This window comes from Paenibacillus sp. FSL M7-0656, from assembly GCF_038003225.1.
GTDB lineage: Bacteria > Bacillota > Bacilli > Paenibacillales > Paenibacillaceae > Paenibacillus > Paenibacillus amylolyticus.
On sequence record NZ_JBBOOT010000001.1, the window covers coordinates 4,542,593 to 4,559,228 of the forward strand.

General features: G+C 48.1%; 15 protein-coding genes. 14 read left to right on the forward strand and 1 reads right to left on the reverse strand.

Annotated features, from left to right (window positions below; genetic code table 11):
• Positions 1-396 precede the first annotated feature (396 nt).
• The 12 genes from MHI01_RS20120 (at position 397) to MHI01_RS20175 (ending at position 11,996) form a co-directional block, all read left to right on the forward strand.
• A complete protein-coding gene (locus tag MHI01_RS20120; protein ID WP_017691658.1) occupies positions 397-843 on the forward strand; it encodes a DUF1641 domain-containing protein in 447 nt (148 codons plus the stop codon).
• A gap of 24 nt (positions 844-867) precedes the next feature.
• The gene (locus tag MHI01_RS20125; RefSeq protein WP_036606574.1) at positions 868-2,049 is read left to right on the forward strand and encodes an NAD(P)/FAD-dependent oxidoreductase; all 1,182 of its coding nucleotides are present in this window, start codon (positions 868-870) and stop codon (positions 2,047-2,049) included.
• Positions 2,050-2,363: 314 nt separating this feature from the next.
• Complete coding sequence (locus tag MHI01_RS20130) at positions 2,364-3,008, forward strand: SDR family oxidoreductase (protein WP_127550365.1); 645 nt, start codon at positions 2,364-2,366, stop codon at positions 3,006-3,008.
• A 55-nt stretch (positions 3,009-3,063) separates the two neighbouring features.
• On the forward strand, positions 3,064-3,819 hold the full coding sequence (locus MHI01_RS20135) for a response regulator transcription factor (RefSeq protein WP_340983957.1): 756 nt from the start codon (positions 3,064-3,066) through the stop codon (positions 3,817-3,819).
• Positions 3,816-5,192, forward strand: coding sequence for a sensor histidine kinase (locus MHI01_RS20140; RefSeq protein ID WP_340983958.1), 1,377 nt, complete (start codon positions 3,816-3,818; stop codon positions 5,190-5,192). The genes MHI01_RS20135 and MHI01_RS20140 overlap by 4 nt, the downstream gene beginning before the upstream one ends.
• Before the next feature lie 336 nt (positions 5,193-5,528).
• Positions 5,529-6,329, forward strand: a complete 801-nt coding sequence (locus MHI01_RS20145) for a PepSY domain-containing protein (protein ID WP_340983959.1) — start codon at positions 5,529-5,531, stop codon at positions 6,327-6,329.
• Positions 6,330-6,567: 238 nt separating this feature from the next.
• Positions 6,568-7,197 (forward strand): PepSY domain-containing protein, encoded by a 630-nt coding sequence (locus tag MHI01_RS20150; protein WP_036671701.1) that lies wholly within the window; start codon positions 6,568-6,570, stop codon positions 7,195-7,197.
• 135 nt (positions 7,198-7,332) lie between these two features.
• The gene (locus tag MHI01_RS20155; RefSeq protein WP_076251887.1) at positions 7,333-7,524 is read left to right on the forward strand and encodes a hypothetical protein; all 192 of its coding nucleotides are present in this window, start codon (positions 7,333-7,335) and stop codon (positions 7,522-7,524) included.
• Positions 7,525-7,559: 35 nt separating this feature from the next.
• A complete protein-coding gene (locus MHI01_RS20160; RefSeq protein ID WP_340983960.1) occupies positions 7,560-9,068 on the forward strand; it encodes an RICIN domain-containing protein in 1,509 nt (502 codons plus the stop codon).
• Between the two features lie 234 nt (positions 9,069-9,302).
• Positions 9,303-10,088 carry an ABC transporter ATP-binding protein gene (locus MHI01_RS20165; RefSeq protein ID WP_047840868.1) on the forward strand — a complete coding sequence of 262 codons (786 nt, stop codon included), beginning with the start codon at positions 9,303-9,305 and terminating at the stop codon, positions 10,086-10,088.
• 1 nt (position 10,089) lies between these two features.
• Complete coding sequence (locus MHI01_RS20170) at positions 10,090-11,757, forward strand: hypothetical protein (protein ID WP_340983961.1); 1,668 nt, start codon at positions 10,090-10,092, stop codon at positions 11,755-11,757.
• 113 nt (positions 11,758-11,870) lie between these two features.
• Positions 11,871-11,996: a hypothetical protein gene (locus MHI01_RS20175; RefSeq protein ID WP_340983962.1), complete on the forward strand. Its 126-nt coding sequence runs from the start codon at positions 11,871-11,873 to the stop codon at positions 11,994-11,996.
• A 579-nt stretch (positions 11,997-12,575) separates the two neighbouring features.
• Here the strand turns inward: MHI01_RS20175 and MHI01_RS20180 are convergent.
• Complete coding sequence (locus MHI01_RS20180; protein ID WP_340983963.1) at positions 12,576-13,790, reverse strand: Leu/Phe/Val dehydrogenase; 1,215 nt, start codon at positions 13,788-13,790, stop codon at positions 12,576-12,578.
• Between the two features lie 345 nt (positions 13,791-14,135).
• On the opposite strand from MHI01_RS20180, the gene MHI01_RS20185 reads away from it, so the two are divergent.
• Together MHI01_RS20185 and MHI01_RS20190 are read left to right on the forward strand one after the other, a co-directional pair.
• Positions 14,136-14,651, forward strand: coding sequence for a DUF2179 domain-containing protein (locus MHI01_RS20185; protein ID WP_036606590.1), 516 nt, complete (start codon positions 14,136-14,138; stop codon positions 14,649-14,651).
• A 289-nt stretch (positions 14,652-14,940) separates the two neighbouring features.
• Positions 14,941-16,368 (forward strand): pectate lyase family protein, encoded by a 1,428-nt coding sequence (locus MHI01_RS20190; RefSeq protein ID WP_340983964.1) that lies wholly within the window; start codon positions 14,941-14,943, stop codon positions 16,366-16,368.
• Positions 16,369-16,636 lie beyond the last annotated feature (268 nt).

Consider the following 16,636-nt stretch of genomic DNA (forward strand, 5'->3'; position numbering starts at 1 on the left):
TAATACCACATGTGGTAGGAATACGGATCTTGGACAGGAGGATCGGCGGCGTTAGCTTGCCTTCATGGGTTGACAAAAAAATCGATTTTGTTACAATGTTCACAATATCTTCACAAGTGTAAAAAATTTCTTTTTCATGTTCATGTGTAAGAGGTGTAATATAAGGGTATAGAGTTCGGTTTCGGCCTGCTTGTCGTTTTGTGCGTCAACACATGTTGTCCGCAATAGATCCAAGATACAATGCATGATACGGGAGTGGCCCTGAGCTACGCTCATCCTATTGTGTGAAATTTGGTACATTTAAATGTATTCGATGTATTTTGTGGTTCGGCTCTGCTTGACAGGCATCATGAAAGTCGCGGACTTCTATCCCAAAGTAAAGGAGGACTTTCTCTTATGTCACAATCGCCTACTCAACAAGAGGTGCCAGTTACAGAAGGTGCCAACGTTTCCGAGCGCCAGTCCTTGGACGTTCTGGATCAACTGATGAAGCCTGAGGTACAGGAGTCTTTAACCGTTCTGGTGGAGAACCTGCCTAAATTGGCTGAAATGGTTACTGCTATGACAAAAGCTTATGACTTTGCACAAAGTGTAGCAACAGACAAAGTTCTGATCAGCGACACAATGAGCGCAATGGGCGAGTTCGCTAAGCCTGTTGTAGACAAAGCTAAAGGTGTAGCTTCTGCTGCCATCGAAGCCAATGACCGTGCGCAAACAGAGCAAACTTCAGTTGGCTTGTTCGCTATGCTGAAAATGCTTAAAGATCCAAACGTACAACAATCGCTTCGTTTTGCTCAATCTTTCTTGAGCATCTTGAACGAGCGTCAACAACCGAAACGTTAAGACTTAGAAGAACGGAGGATGGATATGTCGAAGCAAATTTTGATCTTGGGTGGAGGATACGGCGGTCTGTTGACTGCATTGACTGCGCGTCAATACTTGTCTCCGGAAGAAGCGACAATTACTGTCGTGAACCGTTACCCTACACACCAAATTATCACGGAACTGCACCGTCTTGCAGCGGGAAGCATTGCTGAACAAGCAGTTGCTCTTCCACTTGAAAAATTGCTGCGTGGCAAAAACGTGAACTTGAAAATCGATACGGTGGATACAATCAAGCCGGACGAGAAGAAAGTTCTGATGACCAGCGGCTCCACATACTCTTACGATGCACTTGTCGTTGCCTTGGGCAGCGAAACGGCATTCTTCGGAATTCCGGGATTGCAAGAGTACAGCTTCACGCTCAAATCGGTTAGCGATGCAAACCGTATTCGTGCACACGTTGAAGCACGTCTTGATGCTTACAAACAGTCCGGCAACAAAGCAGACGCTACGTTTGTTATTGGTGGCGGCGGCTTGACAGGTATTGAGCTTGTTGGCGAATTCGCTGACCTGCTTCCTGCTGTATGTCAAGAAAAAGGCATCGACTTCAAAGAAGTATCCCTGTACACAGTTGAAGCAGGTCCTTCCATCCTGGCAGGATTCCCGCCAGAGCTGGTTGAGCGTGCTAAATCAAGTCTTGAGAAACGTGGTGTTAACTTCATCGTTGGCGTAGCGATTACCGAGATGAAAGAAAACGAAGTTCTGCTGAAAGACGGCAGCTCCATCCCTACGAACACACTCGTATGGACAGGTGGCGTACAAGGCAACGCTGTTGTTGCTAACAGCGGAATTGAAGTGGATCGTGGCCGTGCGAAAGTTACGGAAGTTCTGCAATCTACTTCTCACAAAGACGTGTTTGTTGCTGGTGACAGCGCAGTGGTCTTCCCTAGCGAAGGCGCTCGCCCTTACCCTCCAACAGCACAATTGGCTTGGCAAATGGGTGAGACTATTGGTCACAACTTGGGCGTTATGTTCAAAGGTGGCGCAATGGAATCCTTCACACCAGTATTCTCCGGTACGCTGGGAAGTCTGGGTCGTAAAGATGCTGTCGGCATGATCGGTGGCAACCAGACTCGTCTGAAAGGTCTGCCTGCAACCATGATGAAAGAAGCAAGTAACATCCGTTACCTGGCTCACATTCACGGTTTGTTCGCACTGGCTTACTAATCTTAATGCCATTCAAGGGCGCCCTTTTGGGCGTCCTTTTTGGTTGTCACCATTACAAAGAATAACAGATATTCAGATGAAAAAGGTGCGGCAGAAGTGGTCGATGTGAGGTCGCGTATAAAGTACCTAGGGGATATGGCATATTAATGGAACGATGGAATCCTTCACATTTCATAGAGGTACTGAACGGGCATGGACATGAAGCCGGCGCTTAGAAGCGCCGGCTTTCGTTTAAATTATAGGATGAGTATCTTTAAATAAAAAGAACGGGGAGCAGCAACAAGCCATCCGTTCAACTGAGAGGAGAATGACGTATGAACGTTTTAGTTATAGGAGCAAATGGACAAATCGGAAAGTTTGTGGTGGAACAGCTGGCACAGGAAGGCAAACATAAAGTAACGGCTATGATCCGCAAACCGGAGCAGGCGGATGCACTGAAGGAACTCGGTGCAGATGTGGTGATTGGTGACCTGGAGGGTAGTGTAGAGGATTTGGCTGAGGCAATGAAGGATCATAATGCCATTGTGTTTACGGCGGGTTCTGGCGGATCTACCGGTCAGGACAAAACACTGCTTATTGATCTCGACGGTGCGGTGAAAACGATGGAAGCCGCAGAGCAGCAAGGAATCTCCAGATATATTCTGGTCAGTGCGTATGGCGCAGATCAACGGGAGAAATGGTCAGAGTCCATTAAGCCTTATTACGTGGCGAAACATTATGCGGATCGTGTGTTGTTTGCAAGTGATCTCAATTACACGATTATACGTCCAGGTGGTCTGAAGAATGAACCGGGCACAGGTAAGATCGCAGTTGGAACCGATCTGGAGCCAGGAAGCATCCCGCGTGAAGATGTAGCCCGCGTAATCGTGGCTTCTTTGCAGGAAGAGAAGACGTACCGAATGGCCTTTGATCTGATTGCCGGGGAGCATCCGGTTGAAGATGCCTTGGGCAAATTGTAGATGTTATTGTAAGATAACGGGAGAATGAAATGATGGGGATGAGGGGGAGCGCTGCATGAACGAAGCCGTGCTGGTCATAGAGGATGAGCCCAAAATAGCACGTCTGCTGGAACTGGAACTACAGTATGAGGGATATCAGGTGGGCAAGGCTGGTAGTGGAACAGAAGGACTGGAGAAGTATGCTGAAGGACAGTGGGATCTGATTCTGCTGGATGTGATGTTGCCTGGTCTGAGTGGAATTGAAGTGTTGCGGCGAGTTCGGGCCAAAGATGCTACGGTTCCGATCATTATGCTCACTGCCAAAGATTCTGTAGAAGACAAAGTATCCGGCCTGGATCTAGGAGCCAATGACTACATCACCAAGCCCTTCCAGATTGAAGAGTTGCTTGCCCGAGTTCGGGCTGCATTGCGGCTTAGTGCAGTGGCGTCTGTTGTTTCTTCCGCTTCTTCTTCTACACCTGTTGATATGGGGAATGACTCTTCTGGGCATCAGGATGAAGCTGAGGCGGGCTGGTTGACGGCTGCCGGGTTGAAACTAAATGAAGGAACGCGAGAGGTATCCCGAGATGGTGTGGCCATTGAGCTTACTCCACGTGAGTTCGACCTGCTCGTGTACCTGCTGCAGAATCAACGTCAGGTGCTCAGTCGTGACCAGATTGTGCAGGCCGTGTGGGGATACGATTATTATGGAGATACCAATGTGGTGGATGTGTACATCCGTTATGTGCGCAAAAAGGTGGATAACGGATTCACACCGCCCTTAATACATACCGTACGGGGCGTAGGATACGTCCTGAAGGAACAGTTATGAGCCTGCGCAGTAAAATCTACGGATATTCGTCTGTATTATTTGCTGTGCTGTTAATCGCGGTGAACCTGTCGGTCTACATCGTGTTTGAACGGATGTCGATTGATAACGAGGTTAATCGGGTGAAAGCGGAAGCGGAGTCTATTGTCAAAGGAGTGCGTCAGTCTGCCGGCTCCATTCCGCCGGATGACTTGTTACGGGCCTACGCGCCTGTGAACGGCATGCTCCGGATTGTTAATGAAGACGGCACCAGTTCCCCGGTGACAACAACAGCAGCTTCCGATCAGCTGAGCAAGCTGCCTTATAAGTACGAAAGTGAGAAGAAATCGGAGTATACCCAAGTTGAACAGATTGGTTATGTGTGGGTATCAGTCCCGGTCATCTGGCCTGATGGCGAGGTGGTGAATGTACAAGTCACCGAGAGCATTGCAGAGACGGAGAATCGTCTGTCTGTACTGCGAACTGTGCTTGTGGCGGTCACGATTATTGCTCTCATTCCAGCCATTATCTCCAGCCGGATTCTGGCGAATCGAATGACCAGACCGATTCAGCAGATGACACGCACGATGACTGATATCCAGTCCAGTGGCCAATTCAAGCGTCTTCCACTGGAGGAAGGGTCTAAGGATGAACTGAAAACGATGGGACAGACGTTCAACCGGATGATGGATCTGCTCGAATCCAACTTTGAGCGACAGGAGCGATTTGTATCCGATGCATCTCATGAGCTCAAAACACCGCTAACTATTATTGAGAGCTACGCCAGTCTGCTACAGCGGCGAGGAAAAGAGCGGCCCGAGGTATTTGATGAAGCGGTGGAAGCGATTCTGTCCGAATCGGTTCGCATGCGAGAGATGACCGAGCAACTGTTACTGCTCGCGAAGCAGCCAGAGCAGTGGAATGTACAGTTGGAGCGTGTGGATATCACGAGACTGGCTACAGACTCGACACGTGCATTTCGCGAAGCCTATCACCGTGAAGTCCGGTGTGAAGACCCAGGTTCAATCTGGGCGATCAGCGATGAGAGTAAGCTGAAGCAGCTTTTGTTTATTTTGCTGGATAATGCCCGGAAGTATAGTGAGGATGCAATTGAAGTCAGGCTGGAAGCCAAGGGACAAGAGTGCCGTATTCGAATCGTGGATACCGGGATTGGTATGCGGGAGGACGAGCTGGAGAAGGTATTTGACCGATTCTACCGGGTTGATCCGGCCAGAACACGCAGCTTAGGTGCAAGTGGTTCAGGTCTGGGATTGTCACTTGCCAAAGAGCTTGCAGGGGCAGTTGGAGCACGGATCGAACTGACCAGCACCGAGGGTGAAGGCACCGAGGCTTCAATTATTTTGCCTTTATCGGTTCAGAACGGGCCGCTCTCATGAAATTCTCATTCTTCTCTTATATACTAAATAAACTGAACTAAAGATTGTTCACACTGACACTACGATGACAGAACAACCTTCCAATCGCTGTTATCCCCAGATTTTTTTGATTCCCTTTTCTCAAGGGGAAAATCCGGGGATAGCGTATGCTTCCGATGTAGCTTTCTTTCAGAAAGCTTTTAGGCGAACGCTTCGCTTTTTCAGGTTTTTTCTGTCCTCTCCGTTACTGTGTAAAAGATTAGTTCATTTTATGTAGTAGCCATTGGAAACTAAACTCAGACCGAATATATAACAGATGAACTCGGGCTATTGGGAGAGTTATAAGGGGGAAACGTGATGACAGAGCATGAGCAGCGACCACCGGAGATGAAACGGCATGAACAAGGGAACATTGGATGGGCGAAATCGCGAAGGTCACTCTGGTGGGGTGCAGGGCTTCTCGTTGTGCTGATTGTGGCAGTTGTGGTGTGGTGGAAGCCTTGGCAATCGACTGGTGCGGTACTTACGGCAGATGCGGCAGCACAATCGGTGCTTGATCAATATCCAGGAGAGATTGTAAATTCGACGTTGAAGGACGGGACGTATATCATGCAGCTCCGTTCGGAGACCGGCCTATATGATGTGCAAGTGGATGCCGTTACAGCTGCTGTGAATTCCATTAAACGGCTGGAGTCGAACCCGCAAGCGGAAGAGAAGACGTTATGGAGCCGCGAGCAGATCAAGACGGCGTTGTTAAAACAAAAAACGGATAACCAATTGGTCTCGCTTGAACTTGTGGAGCAACAAGGCAGTCCGGTATACACCGCGGTAGTGAAGGCAAAGGATAACAGTCGTGAAGAACTCACGATTGATCCATACACGGGAGAGACGATAGCTTCCAAAACAATAGCAGCCCCGACAACTGAACCAACCAAGGATGATCCCAAACCTCAGTTTCTGAGCGAGAAACAAGCCAAACAGAAGGCACTTGCGGAGGTTCCGGGGGAAGTGGACGACATCGAACTGCGTGGAACCAACAGCGGGAATCCATATTATCTGGTTGAAATTGATTTGGAGGATGGCCGGGAGGCTATTGTGCAAGTGAATGCCATCTCAGGAGCAATTCGTTCGGTGACTTGGGATGAGGACGATGATTAACATTTGTACAGGAATCCATTGAATATAGAGTTACACCTTGTTGGATAGATGATTCCTAATGTAGGGGTCATCTTTTTCATTTCTTTTAGATTACATACATAATGAACACTCATTAAATGAGCATTCTCTTCATTTTCTCATCAAATTCTAATCTAACTCTCGCTGATCTCTCATTCCTGAAGGTTATTCTATAAATGTAGACGAGAACGAAACAACAACAACGAGGAGATGAATGATGATGATGAACAAACATAAACTTTGGATTGGTAGCTTGTCAGCAGCAGTATTACTTGGTGGATCGGCCGTAGCGGCTAGCGGAAATGTGAACGGACAATCGGTGCAAACTACACCAACGTCAACAACACAATCTGCAACACAGAATCAGAACAGCACAGGTAAAATGCTGAATGCATCTCAAGCGAAAGCGTTGGCGTTAAAAGCAGCCGATGGTAAAGTGGATGACGTGGATCTGGAGCGTAGAAACGGCCAAACGTTCTATGAAGTTGAGATCGACAGAAAAGGAACCAATGATGTTGTCGTTCGTCTGGATGCTTATACAGGCAAAATCCTTGCGGTCGTGAATGATGAAGACTACGATGATGACGACGATTATAAAGGTACTGTAACAGGCAACACATCTAATAACTCTACTTCCAAGCAAGTCAAATTGACGGCATCCCAGGCTTCAAACATTGCGTTGAAACAAGTTACGGGTGGTAAAGTAACCAAAGTCGAGCTGGATCATGATGATGGTCGCTATGTGTATGAGATCGAGCTGAGAACCGCTCAAGGTGAAGCAGATGTAGATATCGATGCCAACACAGGTAAAGTGTTATCGTTTGACCAGGATTTTGACGACCAAGATTAAGCAATAAGGGCGAGTATACGCCGATAAAACATCATATAAAAACCTGCCTATGAACAGCCGCACACAGCTAGAGATCGTTACATCATGGAGGGGCAGGGCAGGTATAGCAGAGGACGCTTCGGGGGAAGCGTCTTTTTGCTGTTGATCGAGAGAGCGGAGTATAAAATTGTACATCTTCCGCCGGATTGTTCACTATTCGAGCAGGAACGTGGCGGATACAATCGGAATCAGGGAGGTGAACGCCCAGCCAGTATTGCCAGGAATTCTAATGCTGAAATGCATCATCGATCGGAGGCAGATAAGACATATCGATTTTATTTTATGTAAGCGCTTCATAAAAAAACATGGAGGTGCATTACGATATGGCTATGAACGATGGATGGTTGAAAAAGAATACACATTCACGTCGCTTTACCCGTCGCTTGAGTTATCTGCTTGCTTTGGTTTTGGCGCTACAATCAATAGGTATGCTGCTTGCACCCGGACCGAATGCTTCAGCTGCTCCACTTAGTGTAACGAACGGGATACAGTTCAAGGATACCAATGGCAATGTCGTTCATGCTCATGGGGGCGGGATGATTAAGGCAAATGGGTATTATTACTGGTTTGGGGAGAATCGTAATACGAATGGAACGTTCAAGGCGGTATCGGTGTATCGTTCATCGGATCTGAAGAACTGGGAGTATCGCAATGATGTGCTCACCAGCAGTTCGGCAGCCGAGTTAAATATCTCTAACATTGAACGCCCAAAGGTCATCTACAACAGTGCTACCGGCAAATATGTGCTGTGGATGCACAAGGAGAATGGTCTGGATTATGGCGAGGCCCGAGTGGCGGTAGCTACTTCGAATACGGTGGATGGCAACTACACGTATGTGGGCAGTTATCGTCCACTTGGGTATGATTCCAGAGACATGACGGTATACAACGATAACGGAACCGCTTATCTGATCTCTGCAACCCGAGTGAATGCTGATCTGAATATATATAAACTGACCCCGGATTTCCTGGGTGTGGAATCCCTTGTCACAACACTATGGCCCGGACAATATCGTGAAGCACCAGCCCTATTCAAAAAAGACAGCGTCTACTTCCTGATCACCTCGGGTGCGACCGGCTGGAATCCAAATCAGGCCAAATATGCGACAGCCTCCAGCATTACAGGCACATGGAGCGGCCTAAGCAATTTTGGAGACAGCACAACGTATGGTTCCCAATCCACCTATGTCGTTCCAGTAGAAGGTTCACAGACCACATCCTATCTCTACATGGGTGATCGCTGGGCTGGTGCATGGAGCGGACCGGTGCAGGATTCCAAGTATGTCTGGCTGCCACTTTCATTCCCGAGTGCAACCAGTCTGGCGATGAACTGGGCCAGCAGTATTACGATTGATACAGCAACAGGGACTGTGACCGGAGTGAGTACACCGGATGTCTGGGACCCGAATGTTTCATATCAGCTGATTAGCCGTAAGAGTAACAAATTGCTAAATGTCATTGGGGGTTCTTCCGCCAACGGTGCGGATCTGGAGCAGCGAGCAGATGGGGGGATGACAAGTCAACAGTGGCAGATTACCGATGCGGGTGGCGGTTATGTCAAAATCATCAACCGTTCCAGTGGCAAGCTAATTGGTGTGGAAAATGGTGCCACGACCGATGGGGCTGTCATTGAACAGTGGAATGATGGTGGCTGGGCCAGCCAGCAATGGCAGCTCGTCCATGTAGGTGGTGGTTATTATAAACTGAAGAACCGCAGTACAGGCAAGGTCTTGGATATCTCTAGTCAATCCCTGGCAGATGGGGCTGCGGCCATCCAGTGGACGGATAATGGCGGTACGAATCAGCATTTTCAGATTGTTAAGGTGCAGTAAGACTTTTTAGATATTATAAAATAAGGTTCAAAATAATGTGGAAGCCCTTGTCTCTTACCATAAGGTGGGACAGGGGCTTTGTGATGTATTCACGCATGTTACGTGATGTTTTTACTCGAAGGGGATATCCAAACGATGGCTGATATCGTGACCTATTTCCGATCATTACCATCCCAATCTGTGGTAAACTAGTAGAATTGTAGAAAAAGATAGAGACAGGAGCTGGATAACGAAGTGAGTGAACAACAAGTGCTATCCATTGAAAGCTTGCGTATGAGATACAACGGACGTTATGTGCTGAACGGCATCGATCTGGAAGTGAATCGCGGTGAGATGATTGGATATATTGGTCCAAACGGGGCTGGCAAAAGTACGACGGTTAAGATTTTACTCGGGCTGGTTGAAGGATATGTAGGCACGGTTCGAATCTTTGGTAAAGATATTGCGGATGGCGATGTAGAGTATAAACGCAGAATCGGCTATGTTCCGGAGGTGGCGGAATTGTACGAACAATTAACGCCTGCGGAGTATCTGACTTTTACGGGAGAGTTATACGGTATGTCCTATGAAGATGCGGATTACAAAGCCAAGCTATTGATGGATTGTTTTGGACTGGAAAAATCATATCATTCCCGCATTGCATCCTTTTCCAAAGGTATGCGTCAAAAAGTGCTGTTGATCTCTGCGCTGCTGCATGACCCGGATCTGTTGTTTCTGGATGAACCGCTCAGCGGATTGGATGCCAATAGTGTGATGGTGGTCAAAGAGATTTTGTCACAATTGTCAGCCAAAGGCACAACGATCTTCTATTCGTCACACATCATGGATGTGGTGGAGAAGATCAGCAGTCGAATTGTACTGATCGCTGAAGGACGCGTAGTGGCAGACGGTACGTTCAAGCAGCTCCAACAGCAATCCATGGAAGGCACGCTGGAGGAAGTATTCAATCAATTGACAGGCTTCAATGAACATAAAGCCATTGCGGAGCGTTTTGTATCCATTGTGCAGGAGGTGTACTGATATGGAGGAATCCTCCGACTTCCGCACACTCAAGATTCTGGATCGCTTTCGTCCGCTCATCGCCAGAACAGGGGCGGATTATGATGTACTGCGCCTGATCTTGCGAGTGAAGTTCCAGATGGATCAACGCAGAGTACCTACTATTTTATCCAGCAATTCAGGGAAAAAGGAGCGCAAGGAAGGTAATCAGTTTCTTCGATCCCTGTGGTTGTATGGATTAATGGGACTGATGATGGTTCCCTTCATCGTCTGGGATACGGGGCATTTCATGCTTCAGATGGGCCTTGTGTTTGGCATCTTAATGTTTATGATCATGACGTCCATGATCTCGGATTTTTCCTCCGTGCTACTGGACATTCGGGATCGTAATATCATTATGACTAAGCCCGTTAATGGACGAACGGTGGGGATGGCCCGAGCCATCCATGCGGGCGTATATCTGCTATTACTGACGGGTTCATTAACCGGTATACCGCTAATTGCCGCGTTGGTGACGCATGGGATCGGATTCTTTCTGATTTTCCTTGTGGAACTGATTCTGATCAATATGCTAATTCTGGTGACAACGTCTCTGATCTATCTGTTCATGATGAAGTTTCTGGATGGTGAGAAGCTGAAGGATATGATCAATATGGTGCAGATTCTGCTTTCCGTGGGGATTGCGATCGGTTATCAGCTGGTCATTCGTTCGTTCAGCATTATTGATTTTGGTATGGTATTTACCCCGGCTTGGTGGCAGTTGCTGTTACCTCCGTTATGGTATGCGGCTGCATATGAATGGTTATTTGCAGGGGGCGGGAATGTGTGGATCTATACGTTCACAGCACTGGCAGTCTTGGTTCCTGTGGTGAGTATGATCGTATATGTGAAGCTAATGCCTTCCTTTGAATTGTATTTGGAAAAAATGGCACATTCGGGTCAGTCCTCCGGACGCAGACGTGGAAGATGGGATCGGTTGATCTCCAAGGTGGTCAGTCGTTCGAGAGAGGAGCAGGCTTGCTTCCGTCTGTCAGCCAGCATGATGCGTAATGAACGGGAATTCAAGCTGAAGGTGTATCCATCGCTTGGTTTATCATTTGTTTTACCTTATGTATTTTGGTTTACTGAATTGCAATCTTCTAGTTGGGCGGAGTTTAGACAAAGTTCGTTTGTATACACCTTTTACATCGTGCTGATGCTGGTTGTAACGGTTGTAGTCATGCTGAAATTTTCAGGACAATATAAGGCATTCTGGACTTTTCGCGCTGCACCGATGGCGAATGATAGCGCGTTATATAAAGGAGCTCTAAAGGCATTCTTATGCAACATGTTCCTGCCTATATTTCTGGCAAATGCCATTTTGTTTACCTGGACATTTGGGTCACGGATACTGCCGGATATTGCAATTATTATGCTGACAGCTACGGCGCTTGTCCCACTGGCAGGCAAATTGTTGTTGCGTAAGCCACCGTTCTCCCAATCCTTCAGTATGGCGCAGCAAAGTGATGGTTGGTATGTATTCGCCGCCCTCCCTGTGCTTGCTATGTTATGGGGAGTCCATGTCTTTTTCCGATCAGTGTCGGGGGGCGTATGGATCTATGGTGCGCTACTGATCGTAGCGAATGTGTTGCTGTGGACGCTACTGTTTCGAGAGAAGAAGACAGCGAAGAAGAGGTCGGTTGCAGTTTGAGAAGTTGCAGCAGAACTGAAGAATAAAAGAGTAAAAGAAGGAAAGAAAAGAGGTGGATTACGTTGAGAGGGACGGTTTACAAGAAAACTTAATGTAATCCGTACAGAGAGCGATTGGAAAAAAATGAGCCAAAGAATCAAAGAATCAAGGAATCAAGGAATCAAGAGCAAGAGCAAGAGCAAGAGCAAGAGCAAGAGCAAGAGCAAAAGCAAGAGCAAAAGCAAGAGCAAAAGCGATAAGGGATTAGAAAGTAGAAGGACGAAGTGATAAGAGCCTAGAAGAGTTAAGAGTGCTAAGAAGGGCTAAAAAGAGCTAAAAAGAGCTAAAAAGAGCTAAAAAGAGCTAAAAAGAGCTAAAAAGAGCTAAAAAGAGCTAAAAAGAGCTAAAAAGAGCTAACCGGGACACTTACGTCTAGGTTAGCTCTTATTGATAGGTGATACTACCCCAAGGAAACCTTCGCCGCAGCGCTAACGAACCTGAGACAACTTATTCAGGGTGAAAATCTGAAATATAAATTCTAACGAACCTCAGGAACGCTAACCTTCGGAAAAGTAGTTATTTCGCTTGAAAAAGGACCAAACTAGGCGAAATAGTGCGTCTGAGATTCGTTAGATATTAGGTTCGCGCTAAAAGGGGCAAATAGGGTGTAACAGATTCGTTAGAATGGAGTAAAGCAGTGGAGGCTCTCTTTCAGTACGTCGAAATGTCGAAATCCAGTGAAGCTATAATGAGTTCCAGATATGCTATAGCTTTGAACATTAGAGTGACGAAGAATGTGTGGGCGGCGTGAATATACATAGGTAGCAGGGTTGGATGCCCTATTTCTTATGGCCTGAGCGGAGGATTGATTCGGCTAGCCGATCGGCTGCATCGGCTGTGGAGATCGCAGATTGCGCAGCTTCTGCGTATACTTTGCTTAGCGTGCCTGCAATCCCCGCCACCTTTTGGCGGATCAGGTCAGGCCCGGCGCCTTCCAGCTCGTAGGCGGTGGAGATGATTCCGCCTGCGTTGAGCACATAATCAGGCGCGTACAGGATGCCGCGCGCCTGCATGCGGCCTGCAACCAGCTGTCGTTCACTCAGCTGGTTGTTGGCCGCCCCGGCAACGATGGAGCAGCGCAGCTCCCCCACCGTTGCCGGGGTCAGTACGCCCCCTAGGGCACAGGGGGCGAAGACCTTGCAGTCAGCGGCGTGGATATGGGCCGGATCGGCCGAGATGGCGCCGCTGAACTGCACAAGGGCACGTTGTACACGCTCCGGTACAACGTCTGCCACAATGAGCCGTGCCCCGGCTGCATGCAGGTAACGGCACAGGGCATACCCGACCTTGCCCAGTCCCTGGACGGCAACGGGAATGCCCTGCAAAGATGCAATGCCTTGCTGGCGCAGCGAGGTCACAATGCCGATGTGTACGCCGTAGGCGGTCATCTCGGCAGTGAAGTCATCCTGCGCCCCAAGCGAACCCGTGGTGTCCGTCACATGTGCGGTCTCCAGTCGGATCTGGTCCATGTCTGTCGCCGTAGTACCCAGATCAAGACCGGTCACGTATCGTCCATTTAGCCGCTCTAGACAACGACCCAGTGCGCGAAAGCGCTGCGCCCGCTTGGATACGTCCGTATCCAGACTTTTATCTTGTGGATGCGTACCCTCATCAGCGACGACTTCCCGTTCAGCGGCAGCGCCCTTTTGTTTCTCTACCCCTAGCTCTCCAGCGACCCGCTCACCACTATGAGATCCGCAACCATCCTCATCCGGTTTTGCATTCTTCACAAAAGGTACATCCCATATGACCACTTTCCCGCCACCATACGGTAGTCCAGAGATTGCATTTTTGTACGTCATGCCTTTGGCAAGCTTCACAGCATCCCGAACAGCTTCTTCCTCGGACGCATACGTCCAGTAGCGGCATCCGCCGAGCGCAGGTCCAAGGACCGTGTTATGAATGGCAATGACCGCCCTCAATCCACTATCTGCATCATGGCAAAAAATGAGTTCCTCCATGCCTTCCCGCTCCATCTCCTGCCATAGCTGCATGACGGCACCCCCTTTTGTTTTGACCCATCCATCCTGGTTCTGACCTGATATCCTGTGCGAGCGTGCTTGGCTTTATGATGATACAGCATATTCAAAGACCACCGTTTTCGACCCTGGGACCTCTGCCGGGTTGATAATCGGTACAAACGGTTCTATAATTGCAGTTCCGGCATGCCAGAGAGCAGAAAATGCCTACGGATTTACATTCAACCGTTTAGAATGAGGGCATAACGTCCAATGATGGAGATAGAGCGAACATACAGGAAGCATAGATGAACCGAAATCGTCGAGTATATGCAGCAAAGGGCCAATTCCGTTGGGAGGGCCAGGAAAGAGGGATTGTGATTGTTTAAAATATTGGTATTTATCTTTTTGATCCAGATTGTGTACGTATCCGCTTATACACTCCGGATGATTCTGACACTCAAAGGACAGAAATACATCGCCGCACTGATCAGCATGGGTGAGATTGTGATCTATGTACTCGGTCTGAATCTGGTGCTCCAATACCTGACTCAGCCTTCGGCCCTGATCGTGTACGCGGTGGGTTATGGACTGGGAGTGTTGCTCGGTGCGTGGATTGAAGAGAAGATCGCGCTCGGTTACGTTACCGTTAAAGTCATCTGTAACCAGATGGGCAACAACGTCGCGAATGCTCTGCGAGATAAAGGATATGGTGTTACTGCATGGGTGGGCAGTGGACGTGATGGGGATCGGCTTGTGATGGAGATTCTGGCAAAACGAAAAAACCAGAAACTGCTCTACCAGACAATTCTCGATCTGGACCCCAAAGCATTTGTTATTACCGTGGAGCCCAAACAGTTCCATGGCGGCTTCTGGACACGTTCCATCAAAAAGTAAAATCGAGCAGGTCTGCGGCAGATGCAGTCCTGCTTTTTTAATTTCATCCCATCTGGAATGTTCTTGTTACCACGATATATTCCTGAAACCTTACTCCCCAAGTTAACTCTGTACGATTCAAGGTTGCTTACAGTACAAACCCTTACCTTACCAGCCTTTCCTAACCACATGTGAGATAGGGATTATTGTTGTAATCGCTTTCATAACCTACATTGAGAACATGTCCTTCGTACCTGGCATGGCAGCGATGGACGAATGTCATCATCATATATTGGGAGGAATGGAATCGATGAAAAGCAAATTTCGAAGCTTATGCAGCACAGCTCTGGCTCTAACGTTAGGGTTAACTTTATTGTCCGGCCCGGCAAGTGTGCAGGCAGCGGGTAACGCAGACTACAATCTAACAGGCTTCTCCCAAGGGAATGCGGGCGGCGGCATCATTAGCGAATCAAACACAGCCACGTATAAGAAAGTGTATAATGCGACCGATCTGGCATTGGCGCTGAAAAAGAACTCCGGTGTCAAAGTTGTTGAGATCATGAACGATCTGAATCTGGGATGGAATGAAATTCCGAGCGCAGCGCAGACTTCTCCTTTTGCCAAGCATAATGATGCGCTGACACATCCCGTATTAAAACAGACCGGTGTCAGCAAGCTCACGATTGACGGTTTCAATGGACTCACGATTTTCTCCGCCAATGGTTCCAAGATCAAACACGCTGCGATCAGCGTGAAACGAAGCTCAAATGTCATCATCCGCAATCTGGAATTTGATGAGTTATGGGAATGGGATGAATCCACCAAAGGTGATTACGACAAGAACGATTGGGATTACATCACCCTGGAGGAGAACAGCAACGTATGGATTGATCACTGCACATTTAATAAAGCCTATGACGGACTCGTCGATTCGAAAAAAGGAACCAGCGGCGTGACCATCTCCTGGTCCCTCTTCAAAGGGGATGACGGCAGCTCGAACAGCTGGGTTACCCAGCAGATTAACGAATTGGAAGCAAACAAGGCTTCCTATCCCATGTATAACTACCTGCGCAGCAGTGCTGTAGGTCTCAGCAAAGCCGATATTATCGCCATCTCGGGACCACAAAAGAAAGGACATCTGGTCGGTTCGACCAGCCTGGAATCGGCTAATGCCAACCTGTCCATGACGCTGCACCATAATCTCTACAAAGATATTCAGGACCGGATGCCACGCCTGCGTGGAGGCAACGCACATGCGTACAACATCGTAATGGATGCAACAGGGGCACGTGCCGCTAAAGCCAAAATTACAACGGCGATGGCAACAGCGATTGCGTCCAAAGGTTATAAGTTCGATATCATTGGCAATGGGGCAATCTCCACAGAGAGCGGAGCCGTATTGGTCGAGAAATCAGTTATCAAGGACGTTCTGTATCCTGTGCGCAACAATCAGACCGATCCGGCAGATCCAACCTATACCGGCAAAATCAGAGTGACCGATACTATGTATTCTTTGGATGGAAGCTCATTCCGTGGCAGCAGTGATACGTCTGGCAGTCCACTGGCGCCAATCCCGGCCGTGGTGAAATCGTTCTCTTGGAACGGCTTCTCGACACTTCCTTACAGCTATAACACGGATGATCCATCTACGTTGAATGCTCGCCTCACGGCTTCCAATGGCGCGGGTTCGGGTAAATTGACTTGGTCCAAGGACAATTGGTTGAAGACGAGTTATTGATATCAGAGTAACCTGTTGCTTTACGTTCTTCAAATAAGGAAAAGAGTGCTCCTGCAGCTATGATAGCCGGGAGTGCTCTTTTTATATGAATCAGCTTCATAAACAGTTTGGCGGGCCGCTTGAAAAGTGACTCCTTGTTAGGGTGGATCATCTCCAGCTACAGCATGTGTTGGTCTCGCCGGTGATCGTTGTGAATCTTTATTTATCTTCATTACCTTTGTGAGTAATTTATGACAAATTAACCATTTATACAAGTACGCCTTGTAAT